The organism is Chryseoglobus sp. 28M-23, assembly GCF_014789785.1.
Classification (GTDB): Bacteria; Actinomycetota; Actinomycetes; order Actinomycetales; family Microbacteriaceae; genus Microcella; species Microcella indica.
Genome location: NZ_CP061846.1, coordinates 2140881 through 2166248 on the forward strand (window position 1 = coordinate 2140881; position 25368 = coordinate 2166248).

At 69.3% G+C, this 25368-nt stretch carries 25 protein-coding genes and 1 tRNA gene; 8 read left to right on the plus strand and 18 right to left on the minus strand.

Going from position 1 to position 25368, the window contains the following annotated elements:
* Positions 1–15: 15 nt before the first annotated feature.
* The 6 genes from IE160_RS10375 to IE160_RS10400 all read right to left on the minus strand — a co-directional run bounded on the left by IE160_RS10375 (position 16) and on the right by IE160_RS10400 (position 5535).
* Positions 16–600: an isochorismatase family protein gene (locus IE160_RS10375; protein WP_179872513.1), complete on the minus strand. Its 585-nt coding sequence runs from the start codon at positions 598–600 to the stop codon at positions 16–18.
* A 25-nt stretch (positions 601–625) separates the two neighbouring features.
* On the minus strand, positions 626–2059 hold the full coding sequence (gene dacB, locus IE160_RS10380) for a D-alanyl-D-alanine carboxypeptidase/D-alanyl-D-alanine endopeptidase (RefSeq protein ID WP_179872514.1): 1434 nt from the start codon (positions 2057–2059) through the stop codon (positions 626–628).
* Positions 2060–2102: 43 nt separating this feature from the next.
* On the minus strand, positions 2103–3080 hold the full coding sequence (locus IE160_RS10385) for a Gfo/Idh/MocA family protein (protein WP_179872515.1): 978 nt from the start codon (positions 3078–3080) through the stop codon (positions 2103–2105).
* A gap of 66 nt (positions 3081–3146) precedes the next feature.
* Complete coding sequence (locus IE160_RS10390; RefSeq protein ID WP_191151040.1) at positions 3147–4112, minus strand: hypothetical protein; 966 nt, start codon at positions 4110–4112, stop codon at positions 3147–3149.
* Between the two features lie 366 nt (positions 4113–4478).
* A tRNA-Thr gene (locus IE160_RS10395) sits at positions 4479–4554 on the minus strand.
* A 48-nt stretch (positions 4555–4602) separates the two neighbouring features.
* On the minus strand, positions 4603–5535 hold the full coding sequence (locus IE160_RS10400) for a DsbA family protein (RefSeq protein ID WP_191151041.1): 933 nt from the start codon (positions 5533–5535) through the stop codon (positions 4603–4605).
* Between the two features lie 221 nt (positions 5536–5756).
* Between IE160_RS10400 and IE160_RS10405 the strand changes: the two genes are divergently transcribed.
* Both IE160_RS10405 and IE160_RS10410 read left to right on the plus strand, forming a co-directional pair.
* Positions 5757–6857 carry an ABC transporter ATP-binding protein gene (locus IE160_RS10405; RefSeq protein ID WP_191151042.1) on the plus strand — a complete coding sequence of 367 codons (1101 nt, stop codon included), beginning with the start codon at positions 5757–5759 and terminating at the stop codon, positions 6855–6857.
* Between the two features lie 133 nt (positions 6858–6990).
* The gene (locus tag IE160_RS10410; RefSeq protein WP_191151043.1) at positions 6991–8304 is read left to right on the plus strand and encodes a DUF4032 domain-containing protein; all 1314 of its coding nucleotides are present in this window, start codon (positions 6991–6993) and stop codon (positions 8302–8304) included.
* 52 nt (positions 8305–8356) lie between these two features.
* Here IE160_RS10410 and IE160_RS10415 read toward each other — a convergent pair whose 3' ends face one another.
* Genes IE160_RS10415 through IE160_RS12600 form a run of 3 tightly spaced genes read right to left on the minus strand, consistent with a single transcriptional unit; the run spans position 8357 to position 11907 of the window.
* On the minus strand, positions 8357–9718 hold the full coding sequence (locus IE160_RS10415; RefSeq protein ID WP_191151044.1) for a dihydrolipoamide acetyltransferase family protein: 1362 nt from the start codon (positions 9716–9718) through the stop codon (positions 8357–8359).
* Positions 9718–10626, minus strand: coding sequence for an alpha-ketoacid dehydrogenase subunit beta (locus IE160_RS12595; protein ID WP_255508226.1), 909 nt, complete (start codon positions 10624–10626; stop codon positions 9718–9720). Before IE160_RS12595 ends, IE160_RS10415 begins: the two co-directional genes overlap by 1 nt.
* 30 nt (positions 10627–10656) lie before the next feature.
* The gene (locus tag IE160_RS12600) at positions 10657–11907 is read right to left on the minus strand and encodes a thiamine pyrophosphate-dependent dehydrogenase E1 component subunit alpha (RefSeq protein WP_224744460.1); all 1251 of its coding nucleotides are present in this window, start codon (positions 11905–11907) and stop codon (positions 10657–10659) included.
* A gap of 168 nt (positions 11908–12075) precedes the next feature.
* Between IE160_RS12600 and IE160_RS10425 the strand changes: the two genes are divergently transcribed.
* The 3 genes from IE160_RS10425 to IE160_RS10435 are packed head-to-tail and all read left to right on the plus strand — an operon-like array spanning position 12076 to position 14722.
* Complete coding sequence (locus IE160_RS10425) at positions 12076–12603, plus strand: VOC family protein (RefSeq protein WP_191151045.1); 528 nt, start codon at positions 12076–12078, stop codon at positions 12601–12603.
* Positions 12600–13361 carry a GntR family transcriptional regulator gene (locus tag IE160_RS10430; protein WP_224744461.1) on the plus strand — a complete coding sequence of 254 codons (762 nt, stop codon included), beginning with the start codon at positions 12600–12602 and terminating at the stop codon, positions 13359–13361. Before IE160_RS10425 ends, IE160_RS10430 begins: the two co-directional genes overlap by 4 nt.
* Positions 13346–14722 carry an NADP-dependent succinic semialdehyde dehydrogenase gene (locus tag IE160_RS10435; RefSeq protein ID WP_191151046.1) on the plus strand — a complete coding sequence of 459 codons (1377 nt, stop codon included), beginning with the start codon at positions 13346–13348 and terminating at the stop codon, positions 14720–14722. The genes IE160_RS10430 and IE160_RS10435 overlap by 16 nt, the downstream gene beginning before the upstream one ends.
* Positions 14723–14754: 32 nt before the next feature.
* On the opposite strand, the gene IE160_RS10440 is transcribed toward IE160_RS10435, so the two are convergent.
* Positions 14755–15459 carry a helix-turn-helix domain-containing protein gene (locus IE160_RS10440; RefSeq protein WP_191151047.1) on the minus strand — a complete coding sequence of 235 codons (705 nt, stop codon included), beginning with the start codon at positions 15457–15459 and terminating at the stop codon, positions 14755–14757.
* A 194-nt stretch (positions 15460–15653) separates the two neighbouring features.
* Here IE160_RS10440 and IE160_RS10445 point away from each other — a divergent pair, with 194 nt between their 5' ends.
* Positions 15654–16550 (plus strand): NAD(P)-dependent oxidoreductase, encoded by an 897-nt coding sequence (locus tag IE160_RS10445; protein ID WP_191151048.1) that lies wholly within the window; start codon positions 15654–15656, stop codon positions 16548–16550.
* Positions 16551–16588: 38 nt separating this feature from the next.
* Here the strand turns inward: IE160_RS10445 and IE160_RS10450 are convergent, their stop codons facing one another.
* From IE160_RS10450 to IE160_RS10475, 6 genes are all read right to left on the minus strand, one after another.
* Entirely contained in the window at positions 16589–17215 is a 627-nt protein-coding gene (locus tag IE160_RS10450) for a ketopantoate reductase family protein (protein WP_191151049.1), read from the minus strand.
* A 104-nt stretch (positions 17216–17319) separates the two neighbouring features.
* On the minus strand, positions 17320–17625 hold the full coding sequence (locus tag IE160_RS10455) for a ketopantoate reductase family protein (protein WP_179872526.1): 306 nt from the start codon (positions 17623–17625) through the stop codon (positions 17320–17322).
* 79 nt (positions 17626–17704) lie between these two features.
* On the minus strand, positions 17705–18697 hold the full coding sequence (rlmB, locus tag IE160_RS10460) for a 23S rRNA (guanosine(2251)-2'-O)-methyltransferase RlmB (protein ID WP_179872527.1): 993 nt from the start codon (positions 18695–18697) through the stop codon (positions 17705–17707).
* Complete coding sequence (gene cysS, locus IE160_RS10465) at positions 18690–20096, minus strand: cysteine--tRNA ligase (protein WP_179872528.1); 1407 nt, start codon at positions 20094–20096, stop codon at positions 18690–18692. Before cysS ends, rlmB begins: the two co-directional genes overlap by 8 nt.
* A gap of 185 nt (positions 20097–20281) precedes the next feature.
* Positions 20282–21442, minus strand: a complete 1161-nt coding sequence (gene ispD, locus IE160_RS10470) for a 2-C-methyl-D-erythritol 4-phosphate cytidylyltransferase (RefSeq protein WP_191151050.1) — start codon at positions 21440–21442, stop codon at positions 20282–20284.
* A gap of 67 nt (positions 21443–21509) precedes the next feature.
* A complete protein-coding gene (locus IE160_RS10475; RefSeq protein WP_152582259.1) occupies positions 21510–21992 on the minus strand; it encodes a CarD family transcriptional regulator in 483 nt (160 codons plus the stop codon).
* A 201-nt stretch (positions 21993–22193) separates the two neighbouring features.
* Here IE160_RS10475 and IE160_RS10480 point away from each other — a divergent pair, with 201 nt between their 5' ends.
* A complete protein-coding gene (locus tag IE160_RS10480) occupies positions 22194–22688 on the plus strand; it encodes a hypothetical protein (RefSeq protein ID WP_191151051.1) in 495 nt (164 codons plus the stop codon).
* Positions 22689–22708: 20 nt separating this feature from the next.
* Here IE160_RS10480 and IE160_RS10485 read toward each other — a convergent pair whose 3' ends face one another.
* Both IE160_RS10485 and IE160_RS10490 read right to left on the minus strand, forming a co-directional pair.
* A complete protein-coding gene (locus tag IE160_RS10485; RefSeq protein WP_179872531.1) occupies positions 22709–23389 on the minus strand; it encodes a winged helix-turn-helix domain-containing protein in 681 nt (226 codons plus the stop codon).
* Positions 23386–24540 (minus strand): sensor histidine kinase, encoded by a 1155-nt coding sequence (locus IE160_RS10490; RefSeq protein WP_191151052.1) that lies wholly within the window; start codon positions 24538–24540, stop codon positions 23386–23388. The genes IE160_RS10485 and IE160_RS10490 overlap by 4 nt, the downstream gene beginning before the upstream one ends.
* 170 nt (positions 24541–24710) lie before the next feature.
* Here IE160_RS10490 and phoU point away from each other — a divergent pair, with 170 nt between their 5' ends.
* The gene (gene phoU, locus IE160_RS10495; protein ID WP_191151053.1) at positions 24711–25364 is read left to right on the plus strand and encodes a phosphate signaling complex protein PhoU; all 654 of its coding nucleotides are present in this window, start codon (positions 24711–24713) and stop codon (positions 25362–25364) included.
* The last annotated feature ends 4 nt before the right edge of the window (positions 25365–25368 follow it).

Sequence of the window (25368 nt, forward strand, 5' to 3'; positions counted from 1 at the left end):
GGCACGCACCGTGGCTCAGGAGGTGCTGACCTCCACATGGCCACCGGCCTTGGCGATCTCGGAGAGCGCCTCCTCGCTCGACTCGGCGGCGACCCCGGCGACCAGGTTGCGCAGGACCCGCACGGTTCGCCCGTGCTGCAGGGCGTCGAGGGCCGAGGCGCGCACGCAGTAGTCGGTCGCGAGCCCCACGACGTCGATCTCGGTCACGTCGAGCTCATCGAGTGCCTGCGGAACGGAGCGCCCGTCGTCGGTCGTCCCCTCGAAGATCGAGTAGGCGGGAACCCCCTGGCCCTTGCGCACGTGGATGTCGATGAGGCCCGTATCGATGCTCTCGTGGTACTCGGCGCCGTCGGTGCCGGCCACGCAGTGCACCGGCCAGGTGAGCACGAAGTCGGGTTCAGCATCCGTCGCGAAGTGCCCGCCGTTGTCGTTATCGCCGTCATGCCAGTCACGCGAGGCGATGACGACGTCGTAGAGGTCGGGGTGCCGCCGCACGTGCTCGGTGATCGCCGCCGCGACGGCCGCCCCGCCGTCGACGCCGAGAGCACCACCCTCGGTGAAGTCGTTCTGCACGTCGATGATGAACAGGGCGCGAGCCATGTCGCCTCCAAGTCGAATCGGTCGGTCAGGTGGTGGAGAGGGCGTTGCCGCAGGTGTACACGCCCGTGGTCAACGTGTCGAGGGCGGCCCGGGCGTTGCCCTGAATGCCCTCGCCTACCGCGAAGAACCCGAAGGTCAGGCGCGTGCCGTCCTGAGCGGTCACGATACCCGCGAGGGAGTACGACGTGTCGATCCACCCGGTCTTCGCGGCGACGGCGCCGCGCGCGATCGCATTCGCACCCGTGAAACGGCTCGAGAGAGACCCGAACTGGCCGGCGACCGGCAACCCTTGCGCGATGTGGTTCAGAGAGCCCTCGCCGTTCGCGATGCGCACCATGAGCCGGGTCACGTACGAGGGGGGCACGGCGTTGAGGTGGCTGAGGCCGGAGCCGTCGCGGATCGTGAGGCCCGTAACGGGCACTCCGTACTCGTCGAGCGCGATGCGGAAGGCCGAGGTGAGGGATGCCGCCGAGCCGTCGAGTCCCAGATTCTTCGAGACGACGCGCGCGAGCATCTCGCCGAGGGCGTTGTCGCTCGTGAGGAGCATCTGAGGGATGAGCGTGCTCACCGGCTGCGAGCGCACCACCCCGAGCGTCTCGGTGTCGGGCGCCGAGCCGAGGCTCGTGATCGGCGTGCCGCCGGGGTTGCCCGCGGCGGCCAGTGCTTGCGCGAAGGCCTGCCCAGCGCGGGCGACCGGATCCGTCGAGCGGGGGCTCGTGCCCGCGACGGGGTTCGCACGATCCGCGTCGACCTGGAGCGCGGTCACCTCGGACTGGTATCCGATCGTCTGCTCGCTGCGCGCCCACGAGGGGTCCCACTTGTCGGCGGGGTCCCAGTAGGTGGCGTCGAGCACGACCTCGCGAATCGCGGGGGCGTCGGGGTGGGCGGCGGCGTAGGCGGCGACCGTCTGCGCCGCGAGGTCGGCGAGCTTCGGGGCCCCCCGGTAGAAGCTCTCCTGCCCCGGGGGGAGCCTGCTGAGCGTCGCATCGCCGCCGCCGACGAGCACGACCGTGCCCGGCTCCGCGCCGTCGACGACTCGGGTGGACAGGCGGTGGTCGGGGCCGAGGACCGCGAGTGCAGCGGCGGCCGTGAGCACCTTGAGCACGCTCGCGGTGCGCACGGGACGGTCAGCGGCGCGCTCGAAGAGGATCTCGCCCGTATCCGCGTTGATGACCGACCCGGAGAAGTCACGCAGGCGACCATCCCGAGCGAGGGCGTCGATCGAGCACGTGCGAATGCCCTGCGCCGCCACGATCGCGTCGGGCACCGATCGAGGGTCGGGCTCGGGTGTGGCCGTCGGAGTCGGAGTCGGCGTCGGTGCAGCCACCGGCTCGTCCGAGCCCACCGCGACGCCCGTGAACAGAGAGCCCGTGGCGAGGAGCACGAAGGCGACCGTGAGGGCAGTTGTCAGGAGAGCGCGGGGGCGTCGGCGGCCCGGTGTCGCATCCGGCTCCGTCATGCGGTCATGGTACCCCTCGGGCCGCGGCGCCCGAGGCGTCACGTCACTCTCCCGGATACCGCAGCCCGATCTGCGCGCGGATCTCATCGAGCACTCCCATGATGGCGACGGTCTCCTCGAGGGGCAGCGAGGCGGGAGCCTCCCCGGCCGCGCGCCGCTCGAGCTCCCAGGCCTGGAACTCCATGCCGCGCGTGCTCAGGGGGTGCTCGAAGCGCTCCACGACAGAGCCGTCGGCACCGTAGTGAGTGAAGGAGGTCGCCGTGTACCAGACCGGATCGATGTCGATCCACCCCTGCGTTCCGAGGATCGACGCTCGGTTGGGGCCCTTGGTGTCGAGCACCGAGTGCAGCACCGCCTGCCGGCCGTCCTCGTGCACGAACTGCATCGCGGTCTGACGATCGACACCCGTCGGCGTCATCGTCGCAGCGGCCGTGATCGACGTCGGCAAGCCCAGGATGTCGATCGCGAGCGACACCGGGTAGATGCCGAGGTCGAGCAGGGCGCCGCCCCCCAGATCAGGGTTCTGCAGACGGTGCTTCGGATCGGTCGAGATCGACTGCGAGTGATCGGCGAGCACGGTGCGCACGTCGCCGAGAGCTCCCGCGGCCAGAATCTCGTGGATGCGCACCATGTGCGGCAGGAAGCGGGTCCACATCGCCTCCATGACGACGACACCGCGCTCTGCGGCGCGGTCAGCGATCTCGCGGGCCTGCCCGGCGTTGACCGTGAAAGACTTCTCGACGAGCACGTGCTTTCCCGCCTCGATGGCGAGCAGCGCGCACTCGTGGTGCATCGGGTGCGGCGTCGCGACGTACACCGCGTCGACGGTGTCGTCGGCGACGAGCGCCTCATAGCTGCCGTGCGCGTGCGGAATGCCGAATCGCGCCGCGAAGTCGTCGGCCGATGACTGCGACCGTGAGCCAGCGGCGGTGACCGTGAAGCCGCTCGCCGTCAGATCAGATGTGAAGGCGCGGGCGATGCCACCCGTCGCAAGGATTCCCCAGCGCAGCCCCGGAGCCAAAGCAGACCTCTTCTCTCGCGGTCGGCATCGGCACCGGCCGCGAGTAGCAAGCCTACTGAGGTGCGGTTAGCAGCTCACCCAGCGCGCAGCGGCCCGCGTGAAGCTGTACGGCTCGTTCGGCACACCACCGTGCGTCATCGCGAACAGAATGCACGTACCCGCCATGCTGCCGGTGTTGCCCGGCTTGTACAGCGACGCCCGGTGACCACTGGAAGCCCACCACTTATCCGCCACCGTCGCACCCGTGTTGCCCGACCCGCCAGCAAGGTTCCCATCGCACCCCACACTGGGCACACCATCACTGCGCTGCGACCCGATGTGACCCCACGCACTCATCGGATCCGTACTGGGATCCTCCGCCATCCAGAACAGACGCTGCTCCATGCACGAGTCGTACCGAATGTTGCCGAACGGCACCGGCGGCAGACAGTTCGCCATCCGGATCTGGTTGTACCGCGTCGCGAACGACGCCAGATCGGAGGAGGTCGTGCCCGCGACGCCGCCGGCAGATGTCGTGCCGGGCGCGCCGCCGGTGGAGCCGCCGATCGCCGCCGGGCAGGCCGGGGGCTCCGGCGCGGGCGGAGGCTTCGGGGCGGGGGCGGGCTCGCTCGAGCCCGAACCGCCTGATGACCCACCGGACGTTGAGCCGCCGCTCGACGAGCCGCTCGACGACGAGCCCTCGCCGGATGCGCTGCCCCCTGCGGAGCTGCCGGAGGAATCGCTGCCCGACCGGTTCGATCCGGAGGAGGTGCCGACGGCGACGGGCTTCTGCGCGGAGTGCTCGGTGTCGCTGTCGCGAGAATCGTCGTCGGCGGCCTCGTTCCCGGAGCGTTCGACCATCTCGATGATCCGGATGCTCGACTCGTCCTGCGACCCGCGGGCCCCGATCCCGGAGATCACGGGCGAGCTGCTCGCGGCTCCGGCGCTGCCTCCCGCGACGCTCGCTGCCTCGCCGCTCGTACCCCCGAAAATCGGCACGATGACGAGAAGGACCGTCGTGAGAGCGCTTCCCGCGATCACGGATCGAAACATGTGAGGCTCCCCCCGAGCCGGATGGCTCGAACCTGTGGACAGACGGCCCCCCGGCCGCTGGTGCCACGGTATGGTGCGCTGTCGCTCCTCGACAAGTGCGTCTGGTCGAAAAACGAACAGATCACCCGCGAAGTGGGGGCGTCAGAGACCCCCGGCGCCCCCCGAATGAGGCACAGGGTGACGGCTGACGCGGGGGGAAGTCCGTGGTGCCGGCTGCGGGCGTGGAGCACCGCTCCACGCTGAGAGCGACTCCTGCGCGGCGCCGAGCGCGAGGGCAGAAAACAGTGGTGCCGGCTGCGGGCGTGGAGCACCGCTCCACGCTGAGAGCGACTCCTGCGCGGCGCCGAGCGCGAGGGCAGAAAACAGTGGTGCCGGCTGCGGGACTTGAACCCGCAACCTTCCGATTACAAGTCGGGTGCGCTACCAGTTGCGCCAAGCCGGCGAGCGCGCTCACGGGGAGCGACGCCGTGTGAAGACTACCGCCGTACTGCTACGGGCTGGGTGTCGGCGTCGGTGTCGGCGTGGGGTTGGTGGCGAACTCGGCCCCGGCCGCTTCGAGAACGAACTGCGAGAACTCGGATTGCTCGAAGGGGTACCGGAACTCGAAGAGGTCACCGTTGACGAACACCGCGGGGGTACCCGCGATGCTCTCCTCAGTCGTGTCGGCGATGGGCAGCGGCCCCTCGAGAGCACGGTCGGTGGCCGCTTGCACCCAGTCACGGAAGCGAAGATCCCGCACGCACTTCTCGACAGCATTGAGGGTCACGGTGCTCGCGTCCACACCGGCCCTGGCCGCCAGCTCCACGAGTTCATCGTCGGTGAGCCCTGGTGTGCCCTCCTCCGGCTGGTTGGCGAAGAGCGCCTCGTGGAAGTCGAGGAACCGGTTCGGGGCGTAGTTGGCCACGCAGGCGGCGGCATTGGCTGAGCGCAGGGAGTAGCGGGTGCCCGCCGAGAGGTTGGTGAGGGTCGAGAGGGGGTGGTACTCGACGGTCGCCGCGCCCGACTCGATGAGGGTGCGGATGAGCTCGCCGTTCTCGTCGTCGAACTCCGCACAGCGAGGGCAGAGGTAGTCGATGAAGATCTGAATCTCGACGACACCGGCCGGATTCGGCTCGGAGGGGATCGGCCGTGCCCCGGCGGGCCGGGCGGGCGTCGCGACGGCCTCGAAGCCCTGCCCGATCTTGATGCCGTCGCTCGCCATGTTGAGGGGCCCGTCGCCCTCCGGCCGCACCGAGTTGGTGAGCACGAGCGCAACGACCGCGATGATCGCGACCACGACCACGGCGATGCTGCCCTGCACGATCCAGAGAGTGCGCCTCTCCTTCTTGCGCTGCGATTCGCGCAGCGCTCGCGCCTTCTCACGGGCCTCGGCGCGCCGCTCGCCCCGGGTCGGGGTGTGCGCGGGAGGGAGGGCCTCGTTCATGCAACCTCACTCACAGGGATGGGACGTGCTTCGCCGTCCGTCGTTGGGCGGCGCCGTCGGGCGCCCCCACGATGGTACCCGTCGCCGATGGCCCCCACCCCCCACGCGAGGGTCGTGCCATACTGATCCTTGGTGACCGAGGGCGTTCCACCGCTCGCGGGCATCATCCATTCACTACGGATCGTCCGGCACGTACCTGCCGGTGAAGGAGAAAGTTCACAATGGCAACCGTCACCTATGACAAGGCAACACGGCTCTACCCGGGCTCGGAGACTCCCGCAGTCGACTCGCTCGACCTCGACATCGCCGACGGCGAGTTCCTCGTTCTCGTCGGCCCTTCCGGCTGCGGAAAGTCCACATCGCTGCGCATGCTCGCCGGCCTCGAAGAGGTCAACGACGGCAACATCTTCATCGGGGAGCGCAACGTCACCGACCTCCCGCCGAAGGATCGAGACATCGCGATGGTCTTCCAGAACTACGCTCTCTACCCGCACATGACGGTGGCCGAGAACATGGGCTTCGCCCTCAAGATCGCGGGCATCAACAAGGATGAGCGCGCCAACCGTGTGCTGGAGGCAGCGAAGCTGCTCGACCTCGAGCCCTACCTCGACCGCAAGCCGAAGGCTCTCTCGGGCGGTCAGCGTCAGCGCGTCGCCATGGGTCGCGCCATCGTGCGCCAGCCCCAGGTGTTCCTCATGGACGAGCCGCTGTCGAACCTCGACGCGAAGCTGCGCGTGCAGACCCGCACCCAGATCGCGTCACTGCAGCGCCGCCTCGGCGTCACGACCGTCTACGTCACGCACGACCAGACCGAGGCGCTCACGATGGGCGACCGCATCTGCGTGCTCAAGGACGGCGTGCTGCAGCAGGTGGGAAGCCCCAGCGACCTCTACGAGACGCCGACCAACGTCTTCGTCGCCGGCTTCATCGGCTCCCCCGCGATGAACCTCTTCCCGGCTGCCGTCGCCGACGGCGGTGTTCAGTTCGGCTCGGCAATCGCCCCCGTCTCGCGCGATGTGCTCTCCTCCACGAGCGAGAAGACGGTCACCGTGGGCGTCCGCCCCGAGGACCTCATCATCAACACCAAGGGCGAGGGCCTCTCGGTCGAGATCGACCTCGTCGAGGAGCTCGGCGCTGACGGCTACCTCTACGGCCACATCGACGTCGAAGGACAGCGCGTCGACATCGTCGCCCGCGTCGACGGCCGCTCGCACCCGCACAGCGGCGAGACCGTGTACCTCACGCCGGAGCCGAAGCACGTGCACGTATTCGACACCGCGTCGGGCAAGCGCCTGAACAAGGAGCCGATCAGCGCCAACTAGGCGGCACGGCTCGCGCAGAGTCCGAGGGCGGGCGGTGTCTCACGACACCCCCGCCCTCCGCTCTTTTCTCGCTCCGCCCAGCCCTTCACCCCCGTCGCCCAGACCCGTCGACGACACCACGAGAGAGACCCCTGTGAGCGCATCCCTCACCATCACCTCCGCGGTCACCGACCCTGGCCTGCTCGACTTGCCGTGGCACGAGCCGCTGGACGTGTGGCCCGACGATGCGATCGCGACTCTGCCCAAGGGCATCTCCCGCCACCTCGTGCGCTTCGTGCACTTGAGCGACTACGTGGTCGCGATCAAGGAGACGACGGAGGAGATGGCACGGCGCGAGTACGACGTGCTGCGCACGCTGCAGCGCATGGACATCCCCTGCGTCGAGCCCGTGGCCGTCATCACGGGGCGCCTGGACGAGAAGGGTGAGCCGCTCATGCCCGTGCTCGTCACCCGGCACCTGCGGTTCTCCCTCCCCTATCGCGCCCTGTACTCGCAGACGCTGCGCACCGATACCGCGACGCGCCTCGTGGATGCTCTCGCCGTGCTTCTCGTGCGCCTCCACATCGCCGGATTCTTCTGGGGAGACGTCTCCCTCTCCAACACGCTCTTCCGGCGCGACGCCGGCTCCTTCGCCGCCTACCTGGTCGACGCCGAGACGGGTCAGCTCTACTCGGGAGGCCTCTCCAACGGCCAGCGCGAGAACGATCTCGAGATCGCTCGCGTCAATATCGCCGGCGAGCTGCTCGACCTGGAGGCCGGTGGGCGACTCGACGAGAGCATCGACGCGATCGAGACCAGCAACGGCATCATCGAGTCGTATCGCACGCTGTGGAAAGAGTTGACCGGCTGGGAGTCGTTCGACAAGACCGAGCGCTGGCGCATCAACCAGCGGGTCGAACGGCTCAACGACCTCGGCTTCGACATCGAGGAGCTCGCGATCACGACGGACGGCGCGAGCACGCAGGTGCGCATCCAGCCCAAGGTCGTGGATGCTGGTCACCACACGAGGCGCCTGCTGCGGCTGACCGGTATCGACGCGGGAGAGAACCAGGCGAGGCGACTTCTCAACGACCTCGACGCGTACACCGCCTCCACCTATCCGGGCAGGAAGGTGGACGACGAGGTCGTCGCGCACGAGTGGCTCGCGCGCGTCTTCGAGCCCGTCGTGCGCGCTATTCCGAGAGACCTCCGCGGCAAGCTCGAAGCGCCCGAAGTCTTCCACCAGCTGCTCGAGCACCGCTGGTACCTCTCGCAGAACGATTCGCGCGCCATTCCGCTCGCCGAGGCGCTCAGCTCATACATCGACACGGTGCTGCGCCACCGTCGCGACGAAGCGACGGTGATCGCGCCCGTGACGGAGACGATCTCGATGCCCGCGCTCGACACCGCTGCGATACCGCTCAGCGACGACGACGTGGTCGACGGATCCTGGCGCGACAAGGTGTGAGCCGCAGCCGAGGGAAGCCTGCCTCGCAGCCCCCCTCGGCGGCGGACAGCGATCACGCCAGGATCGTGAGCGGGTGCTCGATGCGCGCGACGAAGGCGGCGAGCCAGCGCGCGGCGCGCGCGCCATCCCACGCCCGGTGATCGGCCGACAGCGTGACCGACATGACCGAGCCGACCTCGAGGGAGCCGTCGACGACCACCGGCATCTGCCGAGCCGCGCCGACCGCGAGGATGCCCGCCTGCGGCGGGTTGATGATCGCGCTGAACGACTGCGTGCCGAACATCCCGAGGTTCGAGACGGCGAAGCTTCCGCCCTCCATCTCATCGGGGCGCAGCTTGCCGCCGCGACCGCGCTCGGCGAGGTCGGCGATCTGCGCGCCGAGAGCCGAGACGCTGAGCCCCTCGACGCCGCGGACAATGGGCACGACGAGCCCGTCATCGAGCGAGACCGCGATGCCGATGTCGACGGAGCCGTGCTGGAGCATGCCGTCATCGCTCCAGGTGCGGTTCGCCTCCGGCACATCGCGGAAAGCTCCAGCGACCGCCTTGACGACGAGGTCGTTGACACTCACCTTCACGGTGCCCGCTGCGTTGATCTCGGCGCGCATCGCGAGCAGCGCGTCCACGCGGCAGTCGGCCGTGAGATAGAAGTGCGGCACCTGGTTCTTGCTCTCGGTGAGTCGACGCGCAATGGTCTTGCGCATGCGGCTGTGCGGCACGAGCTCCGGCTCGGCACCCGCCGCCGTCGCGGCAGCGGGCGCCGTCTGCGCTGGTGCGCTAGAGGTCGGTGCGCTGGCCGGCGAGGCAGGAGCCGAGGCCTTGCCGGACTCGGCGAGCAGCGCCTCGATGTCGCGGCGCACGATGCGACCGTCGGGGCCGGAACCCCGCACGTCGTCGAGGGAGAGGCCGTGCTCGCGCGCGAGACGGCGCACGAGTGGGCTGATGAACCGTCGGCCCGAGGGGGACTCGTCGGTCGCGCGCGGAGCAGGGGCGCTGCTGGCGCTGGGCGCATCCGCCGTGATCGAGGCTGATGCCCGCGTCGGAGCCGACGCTGACTCCACCTCGGCCTCGGCGACCGGCGCCGCCGACTCGGGGTCGGTAGCGGAGGGCGATGCGGCGACGGTCTGGGGCTGAGGCTCCGCGGCGGGTGCCGCTGGCGCGCTCTCTGCCGACTCGCCGGCCTGCCCGACGACGGCGATCGGCGCACCGACATCGATCGAGTCGCCCTCGGCGACGAGCAGCTCGAGCACCGTGCCCGCCGTCTCGGCGGTGTACTCGACGACGGCCTTCTCGGTCTCGATCTCGGCGAAGGGCTGACCGACGGCGATCTCGTCACCCGCGGCGACGAGCCACTTCTGCACTGCCGCCTCGGTGACGTTCGCGAGCACCTCCGGCATGCGGATGGTCGTCGACATCAGGCTGCCCCTCCCGCGTGGCGGCGCACGGTCTCGAGACCGGCGACGACCTCTTCCGTGCGCGCGATCGCCGCACGCTCGAGCACTCGCGAGATCGACGGAGACGACTCAGCACCCGTCACGCGCTGCACGGGCTGGTCGAGCCAGTCGAACAGGCGCCTCTGAATCTCGTCGGCGAGCCAGCCGCCGTAGGACGTGCCGACCGCTCCCTGTTCGACGATGAGCACGGCGTTGGTCTTCTTGACGCTCTCCTCGATCGTCTCCCAGTCGAGAGAGGCCCGGTCGAGCCAGCGCAGGTCGATGAGCTCGGCGTCCACGCCGGTCTGCTCGATCGCCTCGAGGCTGTGCTTGACCATGGAAAGGTAGCTGATGACCGTGACGTCCTTGCCCTCCCGGCGCACCGCGGCGTTCCCGGGAGGGATGATGTAGTCGAGGTCGCCCGCGATGATCTCGTCCTTCTCGCCGTAGAGGTCGACGTGCTCGATCACGAGCACCGGGTCGCCGAGCGCGAGGGCCGCGTTCATGAGGCCGACGTAGTCGGCGGCCGTCGAGGGGGCGACGATGCGCCAGCCGGCACTCGTCGCGAAGATGCCAGCCGGGTCCATGAGGTGCTGCGAGCCGTAGCCCGAGCCCATCGCGACCTTCGTGCGCAGCACGAGAGGAACGGGGTCTTGACCGCCGAACATGTGCCGGGCCTTGCCGATCTGATTGAAGACCTGGTCGGCGGCGACCCACAGGAAGTCCGGGTACATGAACTCGATGACGGGCACGAAGCGGCCGTCGAGGGCGAGCCCGCCACCGAGACCCGCGAAAGCGTTCTCGCTGATCGGCGTGCCGAGGGTGCGCTCGGGGAAGGCGGTGGCGAGGCCCTTCGTGGCGCCGTTCGTGCCGCCCTTGAGGCGATGCACGTCCTCGCCGAGAACGAGGATGCGCTCGTCCTAGCCCATGCGGTGCTCCATGACGCTCGCCACGGCGTCGACGAACTTCACCTGCTCGCGCTCGCGAGTGTCGGTGAGCGGCTCGACCGCGCGGAGCTCCGCGAGCTCGCTCGCGTCCCCGCGCACACCCACGTCGACGAAGTCCGGGTCGGGCCAGAGCTCGGGGCGGATGCGCCGCTTGCCCTGCTTCTCGGGGTCGGCCTCGAGCAGGGGCTCGGTGGCCGCATCCATCGCTGCGAGGGCCTGATCGCGCACGGCCTGCACGCCTGCCTCATCGATGTGGCCGAGCTTGATCATCTCGCGGGCGACGCGCTCGAGCGGGTCGCGCTTCTTCCACTCGGCCTCCTCCTCCTTCGTGCGGTAGCCGAAGGCGCTGCCGGGGTACGGGCCGTTGTGGTGGAAGAAGCGGTAGACCTCGGCCTCGACGACCGCCGGTCCTCCACCGCTGCGCATGACCTCGGCGGCCTGCTCCATGGCGAGGTGGACGGCGAGAGGGTCCATGCCGTCGACGCGCCAGGAGGGGATGCCGAAGCCCATGCCGCGCACCGACAGCCGCGTGTCGGCCGTGCTCTCCTCGATGCGGGTGGCGACGGCGTAGAAGTTGTTCTCGACGAAGAAGCACACCGGCAGCTTCCACGCCGCAGCGAGGTTCATCGATTCGAGCACCGAGCCGATCTGCGCGGCGCCGTCACCGAAGTAGTTGATCGTGAGGTCGGTCGTGCCCGAGTGCTTCTGGGCGTAGGCGTTGCCGGTCGCCATGGGGGCGCCGACGCCGACGATCGCGTTGGTGCCGAGTGCGCTGGCCTCGAACCACTGCAGGTGCATCGAGCCGCCGCGACCCGCGCAGAATCCCTGCGCAAGGCCGAGGATCTCGGCGAGCGTGCGCTGCAGGACGCCCTGGAGGGTGTCGTCGACGAGGCTCGTGAGATCGAGCTTCCCCTGGCTCACGTGCGTGATCGCCTTGGCGAGGAACTGGTGGTGGCCGCGGTGCGAGCCGTTGACCGCGTCGGTCGTGCGCAGACCCACGATCGAGCCGACGGCGCCGCCCTCCTGCCCGATGCTCGAGTGGGCGGGGCCGTGCACGAGGCCCTCGCCGGCGAGCTCGAGCACGCGCTCCTCGAAGGCGCGGATGAGGTGCAGCTGCCCGAGCATGGTCGCGAGCAGGGCGGGGTCGGCGTTCTTCCAGTCGGCCGCTGTCGTCGACAGCTCGACCCACGGTGCGGTCGATTCCAAACGTCGTTGTCTCGCCATGGCCGTTCCTTCGTCGAAGCGTGAACCCGCCGAACTACGGCGGTCGGTGCCGTCACTGTAGACGGGATTGCATCCAATCACAAGATTCCTCCGGCTCTATCCTGGTCAGGAAGCCACTTGTGCGGGTATATTGCATCCACGACGAGCGTGCGCGAGGAAGGGACGACGATGCGGGGACTACCGGGACTGCGGGGCATGGAGCACATCGGCTTCACCGTTCCCGACCTCGAGGAGGCCGACGACTTCTTCGTCAACGTCATCGGGTGCGAGCGCGTCTACTCGCTCGGCCCCTACGTGCGCGACGACGACTGGATGGCGACGAACCTGAACGTCCACCCCCGCACGACCATCCCGGAGCTGCGCTTCTACCGCTGCGGCCACGGCTCCAACTTCGAGATCTTCCAGTACGACGCCGCCGACGGCCAGGCGCCCCAGCCCCGCAACAGCGACATCGGTGGCCACCACCTCGCCTTCTACGTCGACGACTTCGAGGCGGGTTTGCAGCATCTGCGCGACCACGGCGTGCGCATCCTCGGCGAACCGACCGACAGCAGCAACGCGAGCGAAGGGCAGCGCTGGGTGTACTTCCTCAGCCGGTGGGGCATGCAGCTCGAGCTCGTGAGCTACCCGAACGGCAAGGCGTACGAGCGGGATGCGCCCGTGCTGCTGTGGAACCCGAAGGACCCGGCAGCGTGAGCGAATCCACCGTCGCGCCCTTCGTGCCGGCCACGAGCATCCCGGCCCCGCAGACCCGCGATGGCAACGCCAGCCTGCGCGTCGCCCGCGGGCTGCGCGAGGCGATCGTCGCCGGAGAATACCCGCCCGGCTCCCGCCTGCGGCAGGAGGAGATCGCCGAGCGGTTCGGGGCGAGCCGCGTTCCCGTGCGCGAGGCCCTCAAGGTGCTCGAGGCGGACGGCCTCATCACGCTCGTCGCCAACGCCGGTGCGTGGGTCTCGCAGCTCACCCTCGCCGAGTGCGAGGAGGTCTACCAGACCCGCGAGCGCGTCGAGCCGCTCCTCCTCCGTCTCGCTGCCGCCAGCATCACCGACGAGACGCTCGACGAGCTGGACTCGCTCGCCGAGGCGATGGTGGCGACCGACGACGTCGAGGAGTTCCTGCGGCTCGACCGCGCCTTCCACCTGACGATGTACGCTGGCGCGCGCACCCTCGTGCTGAGCGACCTCGTCGAGCGGCTGTGGAACTCGACCCAGCCGTACCGGCGCGCGTACACGCTCATGATCGACGCCCACAGCCAGCGCATCGTGCACGACGAGCACCACATGCTCGTCACTGCGCTGCGTGAGGCTGACATCGACAGCGCCGAGAGGATCCTCGAGGGGCACATCCGACGCACGCGCCGTCGCCTCGCCGCGCACCCGCAGCTCTTCGCCGACACCACGACACACCGACCGACCACACCTCGACAGAAGGGGCCATCATGGCCATCGCAGTGATCAACCCGACCACCGGCGCGACGGAGCGCACCCTCGAGCCGCACGACGCCGACGAGATCGAGCGGCGCGTCGCAGCCGCCCACGCCGCCGCACAGGCCCTGCGCGGCGAGACCTATGCGCAGCGCGCCGCGTGGATGCGAGCTGCAGCCGACGTGCTCGAGTCAGAGGCTGAGGACGTCGCGGTCATGATCACGCGCGAGATGGGCAAACCCATCGCCCAGTCACGCGCCGAGGCGCACAAGTGCGTGAAGAGCATGCGCTTCTACGCCGACAATGCTCAAGCCTTCCTCGCCGACGAGCCTCTCGACGACCCGTCGAGCGTCGGGGCGAGCGCTGCCTGGGCTCGATACGAGCCGCTCGGCGCCGTGCTCGCCGTGATGCCGTGGAACTACCCGCTCTGGCAGGTCATCCGCTTTGCTGCTCCCGCCCTCATGGCTGGCAACTCCGGTGTGCTCAAGCACGCCTCGAACGTGCCAGAGTCGGCGCTGTACCTCGACACTCTCTTCACGCGCGGCGGATTCCCCGTAGGGTCGTTCACGACTCTCCTCATCGGGGCGTCCGCCGTGGATGCCGTCATCGACGACCCCCGCATCACCGCCGTGACGCTCACGGGCTCCGAGCCCGCGGGCCGGTCGGTGGGTGCCCGCGCCGGCGGCCAGGTCAAGAAGGCCGTGCTCGAGCTGGGCGGCTCCGACCCCTTCATCGTCATGCCCTCGGCCGATCTCGACAAGGCCGTCTCGACGGCCGTCACGGCCCGCATCAACAACAACGGGCAGTCCTGCATCGCCGGCAAGCGCTTCATCATCCACACCGACGTCTACGACGCCTTCGCCGAGCGCTTCTCCGCGGCGATGGCGGCTCTCACGGTCGGCGACCCGATGGACGAGTCGGTGCAGGTCGGCCCGCTCGCCACGCGCTCGGGCCGCGACGAGATCGCCGAGCTCGTGGCGGACGCGATCGCGCACGGAGCCACCGTGCTCACGGGTGGCGCAGCGCCGGAGGGCGAGGGCTGGTTCTACCCGCCGACGGTGCTCGCCGATCTGCCGTCTGACGCGCGCCTCGTCATGGAGGAGGCGTTCGGCCCGGTCGCGACGCTGTACCGCGCGGCCAGCGCCAAGGAGGCGGTGGCCATTGCCAACCAGACGACGTTCGGCCTCAGCTCGGCTGCGTGGACTAACGACCCGGACGAGCAGGAGTTCTTCCAGACCGAGCTCGACGCCGGCGCGGTGTTCCTCAATGGCATGACCGTCTCGTACCCCGAGCTGCCCTTCGGGGGTATCAAGGACTCGGGCTTCGGGCGCGAGCTCGCGGCGGCGGGTATTCGCGAGTTCTGCAACCTCAAAACGGTCTGGAAGGCCTGACGGAGGGACGGCGCGCGGTGCGCCTGCCGGGGCTAGAAGCCGTGCAGGTGCGTCGCGGTGCCGGCGGCGGAGGGGAAGTCCTCCTGCGTGCCGTCGTCGAGCCGGTCGAGCACGAACCAGACCCCCTGCACCTCCGCCGCCTCGCTGTTCCAGAATCGATGCGGGATGCTCGAGTCGAACGCGATCGAATCTCCCACTTCGAGCACCGAGCGCCCGAAGCCGACCTGAACGTTGAGTCGACCGCGCACGATGATGCCGTACTCGCGTCCGTCGTGGCGGATGAAGTCGGCGGGCGGCTCCGCGCCGGGCGCCGGGGCGTAGATGACCTCGATGAACTCGGCCTTGGTCTCGGGCTTCGCCGTGAGGCGTTCCCAGCGGGGGCCCGAGCTCATGCTGATGGTGGGGCGGTCGGAGGATCGCAGAACGATTCCGGCCTCCTCGAGTGAGGTGTCGGGCGAGGTGGCGACGACGTCGTCCGCGGGCAGCTCAGGCGGATCCTCGCCGGGAGCCGGGGTCTCCTCGAAGAGGCTGTCCATCGAGATGCCGAGCTCGCTCACGACGTTGTAGAGGGCGCGCACGCTGAACGAGGCGAGGCCGCGCTCGACCTGCGAGACGTGGCTCGCCGACACCTGCACGCGGCGGGAAAGCTCGCGAACGCTCATCCCGCTGCCTTCGCGAGCCAGTCGGATGCGCTCGCCGACGACAGCCCACTCGGTGTCGTTGTCGCCCTGACTCATGCCGTCCTCTCACTGCATGTGCATACCCAGTGTATTCGGATGAGCGCCCCTGTGCGCCTTAGGAGAACATCCGCTGCGCGCTGGCCCCGATCAGCTACGCCCCGGATCGTAAGATCGAGGTAAGGAACGTTCTCTCCTGGTGGACGGTGACGTTGCTTTCAACGGCGCAGAAGATGCAGAGGAGGGAGACGGCCATGGTCGACGTGAAGCAACCATCAGTGGGGTTCCTGGGTCTCGGCGAAATGGGCAGTGCCATGGCGGGACGACTTCTCGATGGGGGCCTCACCGTCACCGCATGGAACCGAAGCCACGGTCCCGCTGCGCGACTGGGACAACGAGACGGAGTCCCGGTGGTGCCGACCGTGGCGGCCGCCTTCATGGCGGAGCAGGTTGTGCACCCCATGCTGAGCGACGATTCGGTCGTCCTCGAAGTCTTCGACGAAGAGATGCTCTCGGGGGTGCCCGCGGGTCGCACCCATATCCAACACGCGACAGTCAGCGCCGACACTGCGACGGAACTGGCGGAGCATCATCAACGACACGGAGTGGGATACGTCACCGCTCCTGTCTTGGGACGGTCGACTGTGATCGCTCGCGGCGACCTGCTCGTCGTCGCCTCGGGTGAACCCGAGGCGCTCGCCAGCGCCATGCCGTCCCTGACTCTCCTGGGCCGACAGGTGTGGAGTCTGGGTTCCGACCCCCGGCACCCCGCCGTAGTCAAGATCGGAGTTAACTACTCGATCGTTCATACTCTGCAGTCCATCGCCGAGTCCGTCTCGCTCGTCGAGTCAGCGGGCGTCGGTGCCAGCTCCTTCGTGGAGATCTTGACCGACACGGCGTTCAGCGGCTCGGCGCACCGGGGCTACGGCCCGATGATCGCAGAGTCGCGCTACCAGCCAGTCGGCTTCTCGATGGCCCTGGGGCTCAAGGATTTGACGCTGGCAGAGCAGACCGCGGCCGAACAGGGCGTGAAACTGCCCATGAGCTCAGTGCTGCGGGAAGTGTTCGAAGCCACGATGGCAGATCCTGACCTTGCCGCTCTCGACTGGTCTGCGGTCGCCGAGATCACGCGCGGTCGCCGCGCTCGATGACCGCACGCGCCCGGGCTGCGACGATCGGCGCCTGCGAGCTACGCGTACAGTGCGGCGACGAGCTGCGGGGCGTTCTCCGGCGACGGCACGAGCTCGCCCTGCTCCACCCGCTCGGCGAGCCGCAGGATAGCCTCGTTGACCGGCGCTCGCTTACCGCGGGCCGCGCTCGTCGCGACGACGTACCCGCTGAAGGCGTCGAGCTCTGCCCGGCGACCCTTCTCCCAGTCCTGCAGCACCGCCACGCGCGTATCGGGCTTCGAGAAGTGCGAGAGCACCCGGTCGAGCAGGTCGAGGGAGTACTGGTCCGAGTCGGGAACATCCTCCGCGGCGATGCCGAGGCTCGGCAGCATCGTGATGCCGAGGTCGATCGCGAGAGCGTAGGCCTCCCGCGACATCGCATCCATGACCGGCCGGATGCCGGGCATGTGCGCCGCCTCGAGAAGGGGCACGCCCAGCAGGCCCGAGGGCAGCATCTCCGGAATGTTGGTGATGAGCTTCATCCACTTGGCCGAGCGGATGTCGTCGGTCACCTCCGTGACCGCCGCGTGCGCGAGCACGGCAGCGACCTGGTCGAGGCGCTCGGTGCGCTGGCCGTCGATCGTTCCGACAGAGAACCACGTGTCGGCCGGGGCGACCTGGCGCGTGATGACAGCCTGCTGGCGCATGTTCGCCGCGATGCCGAGAACGCACCCGATCGTGCGCTCGGCCCCACGATGTCGGTGCAGTCATCGATCGTCATGCCGTTCTGCAGGCCGACGAAGACCGAGTCCTACCCCATCAAGGGCCTCATGAGCTCAGCCACCCAGCGGGTGTCGTAGGTCTTGACGCCGGTGAGCACGATGTCAAAGGGCTGCCGCAGCTCCGCGACATGACACAGGTGCAGGGCTCGCACAGGAGTCACCTGGGTCTCGGTGGGCAGGTGCACCGTGAGACCCTCGCCGTTCATGGCCTCAACGTGGGCGGGCCATGGGTCGATGAGAGTGACGTCGAGCCCGGCGCGCACCAGATCAGCGGCGACAGAACCGCCCACCGCCCCGGTGCCCACGACGGCGATCTTCAGGTGTGCCAGCTCCATCGCGTACTTCCTCGGCGTTCTTTGACGCAGAACACTGTCGAGAGTACGGGAGTGACAGCCGCCCGTCGAGAATCGCGGGTCACCCGGCGGAGCGCCTCCGCGCCACCTCGTACAGCGTGACGCTCGCGGCGATGCCCGCGTTGAGCGACTCGGTCGCCGCGGAGATCGGAATCGACACGATCGCGTCGCACGTCTCGCTCACGATGCGCGAGAGCCCCTTGCCCTCGCTGCCGACGACGATCACGATCGGCTGATCGGCAAGCGCGAGCTGCGGCAACGACATGTCGCCTCCGCCGTCGAGGCCGAGGATGAAGAGCCCCTCGGCCTTGAGCGACTTGAGGGTCTGGGTGAGGTTCGGCGCCATCGCGACGGGCGTGCGCGCGGCGGCACCGGCCGACGTCTTCCACACCGCCGCCGTCACGCCCGCGGAGCGACGCTGAGGAACGACGACGCCGTGGCCGCCGAACGCTGCCGTCGAGCGGATGATCGCACCGAGGTTGCGCGGGTCGGTCACGCCGTCGAGCGCGACGATGAGCGGCACCTCGCCGCGGTCGGTCGCGCGCGAGACGAGATCGAGCGGGTGCGCGTACTCGTACGCCGGCACCGAGATCGCGATGCCCTGGTTCACGGAGTTGTCGCCCGTCATGCGGTCGAGCTCGGGGCGCATGATCTCGAGCACGGCGATGCCGCGCTTGGTCGCGAGCGAGAGCGACTCCTTCACGCGGTCATCCATCTCGACGCGTGCGGCGATGTACAGGGCCGTCGCGGGCACCTTCGCGCGCAGGGCCTCGAGCACCGAGTTGCGACCGCTCACGACCTCGGCCGCATCGCTTCCCTTGGCGGGGCGCCGCTTCTGCCGCTGCCCTCCCCCGTCTCCGCCGCCGCCCGTGCGCGACTTCGCGGCGGCCAGGCGCTCCTGCGCGGCCTTCCGCTTGCCAGCCGGGTGCCACGAGCGGTCCTCCGCCTTCGGGGTCGGGCCACGGCCTTCGAGGGCCTGACGGCCTTGGCCGCCCGACCCGACGGTCGCGCCCTTCTTGCCTTTGCGTGCGCCGGGGCGCTGCGGCTTAGCCATCGATACTCCAGTCTGTTGCCGTCGGTGAATCCTCGAGCACGATCCCCGCCGCGGCGAGGTCGTCTCGAATACGGTCGGCGGTCGCCCAGTCGCGCGATTCGCGCGCCGAGCGCCGCTCCACGATGAGGCGATCGACGAGGATGCTCAGGGCACGTCGCGCAGGGTCCGCATCGTCGGCGACGCGGTCGCCGGGGGCATCGAGCCCGAGCACGGCGACCATCGCCCGCGCGGCTCCCGCCGCCGTCGCGACCGCCGCGACGTCGTCCGCGTCGAGCGCGGCGTTGCCGGTGCGCACGGTCTCGTGCAGCACGGCGAGCGCCTGCGGCATGGCGAGGTCGTCGTCGAGCGCCGCGGCGAAGTCGTGCGGCACCGTGAGCGGAGCATCCGCGAATCGGGTTCCCGCCACCCGGCGCTCCGCGCGCGCGAGGAAGGACTCGATGCGGTCGAGAGCCGCCTCCGCCTCGACGAGCGCGCCGTCGTGGTAGTCGATGGTCGAGCGGTAGTGGGCCGAGCCGAGCCAGTAGCGCACCACCGCGGGGCGCGCTGTGTCGAGCAGGTCGCGCGCGAACACCGAGTTGCCGAGCGACTTGGACATCTTCTGCCCACCGATGGTCACGAGCCCGTTGTGCACCCAGTGGCGCGCGAACTCGTGCCCCGCCGCCGAGGACTGCGCGAGCTCGTTCTCGTGATGGGGGAATCGCAGGTCGAGCCCGCCGCCGTGAATGTCGAACGCCTCGCCCAGGTAGCGAGCGGCCATCGCCGAGCACTCGATGTGCCACCCGGGGCGCCCGGCGCCCCACGGCGACTCCCAGTGGGCGCTCGCGGGCTCGTGGGTCTTGGCGCCCTTCCACAGTGCGAAGTCGCGGGGGTCGCGCTTGGCGCGTGCGGGCGCATCCTCGGCGTGCTCCATGTCGTCGGGCTTCTGCCGGGTGAGCTCGCCGTAGCGCGGCCAGCTGCGCACGTCGAAGTACACGTCGCCGCTTCCATCCTCGGCCGGGTAGGCGTGGCCGGCAGCGATGAGTCGCTCGATGAGGGCGTGCATGTGCGAGATGCTCGCCGTGGCTCGCGGCTCGTAGGTCGGCGCGAGGAGCCCCAGGGCCTGATAGGCCGCCGTGAACTCGAGCTCGACGCGGTAGGCCAGTGCGTACCACTCCTCGCCATCCGAGGCGTCGAGGATCTTGTCGTCGATATCGGTGACGTTCCTGATGAACGTGACCCGCAGTCCGCGATAGGTGAACCAGCGCCGCCAGAGGTCGTAGACGAGAGCGCTGCGCACATGGCCGATGTGCGGCGACGACTGGACGGTCGGCCCGCACACGTAGATGCCGACGTGCCCGGGCACCCGGGGCACGAAGTCGACGACGGCCTGCTGAAGGCTGTCGTACAGGCGGATACTCACGCGCACCAGCCTAACGGCGCGTCACAAGGCTCGGCGCAGAGGCGAGGCAGGGCGCAGCCCGGCGACCACGCTCGGCGGGCGGAGCCCATCGCGCCGCAGGAGCGGCGGCGCGTCAGGAGCAGCGCGCAGCCCGGCGACCACGCTCGGCGGGCGGAGCCCATCGCGCCGCAGGAGCGGCGGCGCGATCAGGAATGCAGCAGCGCGGTGGCGACGGCGGTGAGGCCCTCGCGGCGGCCGGTGAAGCCGAGCCCGTCCGAGGTGGTCGCGGCAACACTCACGGGGGCGCCGAGCAGGCGGGAGAGGAGTGCTTCGACCTCGTGCCGTCGCGCGGCGAACCGGGGCCGTGCGGCGATGACCTGCACGGCGACGTTGACGATGTCGAACCCGGCGTCGCGCACGAGGTCGAGGGTGGCGGTCAGGAAGACCTCGCCGCGAGCATCCGCGAACCGGGGGTCGTCGACGCCGAAGCGCGACCCGATGTCGCCCAGTCCGGCCGCGGACAGCAGCGCGTCGCACACGGCGTGCGCGATCGCGTCGCCGTCGCTGTGCCCGGCGAGGCCGGCCTCGTCTGGCCAGTAGAGGCCGCCGAGCCACAGCGGCTGCGCGTCGTCGTAGGCGTGCACGTCGATGCCGATGCCGGTGCGGATGGCGGGGCGGGCCCGCGCGAGCAGCAGCTCGGCCCGACGCAGGTCCCACGGCGTGGTCACTTTGAAGGCGGCGTCGTCTCCCGCGACGGTGACGACGGGATGCCCGGCCGCGGCGAACACGGAGGCGTCGTCGGTGTGCCCGGGGCTCGCGACCGCCGCCGCGGCGCGGTAGGCCTCGAGGGGGAAGCCCTGCGGCGTCTGGATGGTGGCGAGCTCGGAGCGGTCGACCTGGTCGCGCACGCGACCGTCGGGGGTGGTGCGCGCGATCGTGTCGATGACGGGCAGCGCCGGGATCACACCGACGCCGTCGGCGCGCACGCGGTCGACGACGCGCTCGAAGACGTCGGTCGGCGTGAGCGCGCGGGCCGCGTCGTGGATGAGGACGACATCGACGCCGTCGGGCACGGCTGCGACGCCGGCGGCCACGGACTCCTGACGAGTGGCACCGCCGACGACGATTGTGACGTGCTCCGACGCGTGCCCGGCGACGCGCCGGGCGATGCGATCGGCCTCGTCACGGTGGCTGCGGGGGACGACGACGACGACGTGCGCGGGCTCGGCGAGCGTGAAGATGCGCTCGAGGGCATGCTCGAGGAGGTTGCGGCCGGCGAGCGGCACGAACGCCTTCGGTTCGGCGTGCCCGAGCCGGGTGCCGCTGCCGGCGGCGACGACGACGATGGCGAGGGTGGGCGCGCTCATGCGACCGAGCGTATCCGACACCGATGCTAACGCCGCCGAGTCAGGGGCGACCGTCGGCAACGGCTGATCAGGAGGCGAGGACCTCGTCGAGGGTGCTGGAGGCCTTCTCCTCGTCGGTCTTCTCGGCGAGCGCGAGCTCGGAGATGAGGATCTGCCGCGCCTTCGCGAGCATGCGCTTCTCGCCGGCGCTCAGCCCGCGATCCTGGTCGCGACGCCACAGGTCGCGTACGACTTCCGAAACCTTGATGACGTCGCCCGAGGCGAGCTTCTCGAGATTGGCCTTGTAGCGGCGCGACCAGTTGGTCGGCTCCTCGGTGAAGGGAGCCCGCAGCACCTCGAAGACCTTGTCGAGGCCGTCTTGACCGATGACGTCGCGCACGCCCACGAGATCGACGTTCTCCGCCGGCACCTCGATGGTCAGGTCACCCTGTGTGACGTTGAGCTTGAGGTAGAGCTTCTCTTCACCCCTGATGGTTCGGTTCTTTACTTCGATGATCGTCGCCGCCCCGTGGTGGGGGTACACGACCGTCTCGCCGACCTGAAAAATCATGGGTGGTGGTCCTTCCGCAGAACATCGATTCTACCACAGGCATTTCTCAGATTCCCGGGCCGGTCGGCCGTGCTCACGCTCTCCCCGCGTGCGGCACCGCGGTGCTCCCGGCCTCGCTAGACTGGAAGTCGGTCGCGCTCTCGCGGGCGACTCCCGCCCGCGCAGCGACCGCCGAGACGACGGCCACGGGAGGCTACGCACGTGAAGAACCGCTGGGCAGCAGCTACCGCACTCGCCGCCGCATTGATCCTCGGCACGACCGGGTGCACGTTCTCGGCCGAGATCGCCACGCAGAAGGACTACGACCCGAGTGACGGCGTGAGCACCGAGTTCGGCGAGCTCTCCGTGTACAACGCGATGCTCATCGGCGAGGATCCGGAGGCGCTCAACCTCGTCATGACGGTGTTCAACCCGACCGACAGCGTGCGGCGGGTCGAGGTGCAGTGGTTCGTCGACGGCGAGCGCATGACGGAGTCGGTCTTCGCCGAGGCTTCAGGCCTCACCTCGGTCGGGGGGCCCGACCAGCCCGCCCTCATCGTCACCGGTCTCGACACCGTCATCGGCGGGCTCGTACCGCTGTACTTCAGTACGAACACGGGGTCGGTGAGCGAGCTGCTCGTGCCGACCCTTCGTGGTGACCTCGAGGAGTACGACGAGTACGCTCCCGAGTTCGTCGTCGTGCCCGACGAGGAGTAGCCACCTCCGGGGCGCTGCGGCTAGCCCTCGAAGCGGTACCCGAGGCCGCGCACCGTCACGAGAAGCCGCGGGTTGGACGGGTCCTTCTCGATCTTCGAGCGGATCCGCTTGACGTGCACGTCGAGCGTCTTGGTGTCGCCGAAGTAGTCGGCGCCCCAGACGCGGTCGATGAGCTGCCCGCGCGTGAGCACGCGGCCCGCGTTGCGCAGCAGCAGCTCGAGCAGCTCGAACTCCTTGAGCGGCATCGCGATCTCGCGGCCGTCGACGGTCACCTGGTGCCGATCGACATCCATGCGCACGCCGTTGGCCTCGAGCGCACTGTCGGCGAGGCCGTCGTCGTCGACTTGGCGGCGCAGGACGGCCCGGATGCGCGCCAGCAGTTCCCGAGTCGAGTACGGCTTGGTCACGTAGTCGTCTGCGCCGAGCTCGAGACCCACGACGATGTCGACCTCGCTGTCCTTCGCGGTGAGCATGATGATGGGCACGCTCGAGCGCTGACGCAGCTCGCGGCACACCTCGGTGCCCGAGAGCCCGGGCAGCATGAGATCGAGCAGTACGAGGTCGGCACCCGCGCGATCGAACTCGGTGATCGCCGCGAGGCCGTCCTCGACGACCGTCGGCTCGTAGCCCTCCCGGCCGAGGAGGTAGGCGAGCGGCTCGCTCAGCGAGGGCTCGTCTTCAACGATGAGGATGCGGGTCATGTGCGCGCTTTCGATCGAGTTGATGCCGCCTCGAGAACGCGAGGCAGCCTGATGGTGAAGGTCGAGCCGCGGCCCGGCTGGGACCAGACGCGAATCTCGCCGCCGTGATTCTGCACGACGTGCTTGACGATGCTGAGGCCCAGGCCCGTGCCGCCGGTGGAGCGCGATCGCGCCTGGTCGACGCGGAAGAAGCGTTCGAAGACGCGATCGAGCTCGTCATCGGGTATGCCGATGCCCTGATCGGTCACAGCGATCTCAATCGTGTCGTCCGTGCCGCTGACCCCGATGCCGACCCGGGAGGGTGGCACGGAGTACTGGATGGCGTTGGCGATGAGGTTGTGGACGGCGGTCACGAGCATCGCCTCATCTCCCCAGACGCGCAAGCGCTTCTCACCGCCGCCGACGAGGGTGATGCCGAGGCTGTCAGCGGCGACGCGGTTCTTGTCGATCGCGGCCTGCACCACATCATCGACCTTCACTTCCTCGGCCGTGTCGAGCACGTCGATCGCCTGCAGCCGCGAGAGCTCGATGATCTCCTGCGTCATCGACGCGAGACGGTTGGCCTCGGTGGTCAGGCGCTGTGCGAAGGCTCGCACCTGATCGGGGTCGTCGGAGGCCTGCTCGAGCGCCTCGGCGAGAAGACCCACGGCGCCGATGGGCGTCTTGAGCTCGTGGGAGATGTTCGCCACGAAGTCGCGGCGTACGGCGTCGAGACGATACGACTCGGTGCGGTCGTCGGCGATGAGCAGGATGAAGCGCGAGCCGAGCCGGGCGACGCGCACGACGAGGTGCAGCGAGACGTCGCCGAGAGGGCCTCTGCTGATCTCGAGCTCCTGGGTGACCGGCTCGCCCGTGCGGCGCACGTCGTCGACGATGGTCACGAGCGTCGGCTGTGCGAGGCTGCGGTGCCACACGAGACCGAGGGCGTACGCCCCCGGTGAGGCCGTGACGACGTTGTTGCTCGGGTCGAGGACGACGGCGGCCGATTCGAGTGCGTCGATCACCTGATCGACGCCATCCGGAACCGACGAGGACGTGACCTCCGCCGCGACGCGACCGCGCCGGGCAGCGCTCACGACGATCGCGACAGCCCCGCCCCCGACGATCGCACCGATGGCGAGGGCGAGGGGCACGAGCGGTGCCGAGTCCATGAGGACTAGATTAGTGACAGTCATCGTACAGAGATCACGATCGGGCGGCCCGGTGAGGCCAGGCGCCGCAGTGTTCACACCGACGTCACCGGTCGTTCATCCGACGGCGACACTGTAGGTCGGTCCGCCCCTTGGGCCGTACGACTCGAAGAAGTAAGGATGTGTGCCCCATGCGCGAAGTGTTCCAGCAGGAGTTGCGAGAGGTGCAGGAGCGCCTCGTCGAGATCTCCGGCCTGGTCGCGGAGTCGATCGACAACGCGACGCGCGCCTTCAACGAATCGGACGTCTCCCTTGCCGAGACGGTCATCGCCGACGACGCCAAGATCGATGCGGCCTGCGCCGAGCTCGACGAGCTCGCCATCAACATCCTCGCCCGGCAGCAGCCCGTCGCCCGCGACCTGCGCATCGTCGTGAGCGCGCTCCGCATCAGTGCCTCGCTTGAGCGCATGGGTGACATGTCCGAGCACATCGCCCAGCTCGCCCGGTACCGGTTCCCCGACAAGGTCGTGCCCAAGAGCCTGCGCGGCACCTTCAAGGACATGGGCGCACTCGACGTCGTCATGGCGCGGAAGCTCGTGGAGCTGCTCCAGACCGAGGATGTCACGATCGCTGAGGCGATCCGCAACGAAGACGACAAGGTCGACGCCCTGCACCTGAGCGTCTTCGACAAGGTGCTCGGCGAGAAGTGGAAGGGCGAGGCCGTCGACACGGTCGATGCGACCCTCGCGAGCCGGTACCACGAGCGTTTCGCCGACCACGCCGTCTCGATCGCCAAGAAGGTGCAGTACCTCGCGACCGGCGACTGGATCCCAACCGAGGACTAGCGTT